This window comes from Sphingomonas sp. 2378 (genome assembly GCF_038084995.1).
Taxonomy (GTDB): Bacteria; Pseudomonadota; Alphaproteobacteria; order Sphingomonadales; family Sphingomonadaceae; genus Sphingomonas.
The window spans coordinates 1-760 of the sequence record NZ_JAXCMJ010000116.1; the positions used below are offsets into that span (position 1 = coordinate 1).

Here is a 760-nt window from a genome sequence, read left to right on the forward strand (position 1 = left end):
CGGGACGGGCGTCGATCTGGCGAACGTGAAGATGAGCATGAACCCGTTCGACGAGATCGCGGTGGAAGAGGCGATCCGGCTGAAGGAGAAGGGGGCGGCGACCGAGGTGGTCGTCGTCTCGATCGGCGAGCCCAAGGCGGCGGACACGCTGCGTACCGCGCTGGCGATGGGCGCGGACCGGGCGGTGCTGATCACCGCCGACCAGGCCCCCGAACCGCTCGGCGTCGCCAAGCTGCTGGCCAGGGTGGTCGAGGAGGAACAGCCCGGCCTGGTGATCCTGGGCAAGCAGGCGATCGACGGCGACAACAACCAGACCGGCCAGATGCTGGCCGGGCTGCTCGGTTGGGCGCAGGGGACCTTTGCGTCCAAGGTGGAGATCGACGGCCAGACCGCCAACGTCACCCGCGAGGTCGATGGCGGTCTGGAGACGGTGGCCCTCACGCTCCCCGCCATCGTGACGACCGACCTTCGCCTCAACGAGCCGCGCTACGCCTCGCTGCCGAACATCATGAAGGCCAAATCCAAGCCGATGGCGACCAAGACGGTGGCCGATTACGGCGTCGACATTTCACCTCGGCTGACGATCACCCATGTCGCCGAGCCGGGCAAGCGCCAGGCGGGCGTCAAGGTCGGCTCGGTCGACGAACTGGTCGAGAAACTCAAAGCACTGGGAGTGGCCAAGTGAAGACGCTGGTATGGGTCGAGCATGACGGCGGGGCCGTCAAGGATGCCACGCTGGCGACCGTCACGGCGGCGTCGA

The 760-nt window shown here is 67.5% G+C and carries 1 protein-coding gene; it reads left to right on the forward strand.

The features are described 5' to 3' along the window. On the forward strand, nucleotides 1–685 hold a 685-nt coding region (locus SM191_RS19910; RefSeq protein ID WP_341507655.1), incomplete at its 5' end, for an electron transfer flavoprotein subunit beta/FixA family protein. Nucleotides 686–760: the final 75 nt, after the last annotated feature.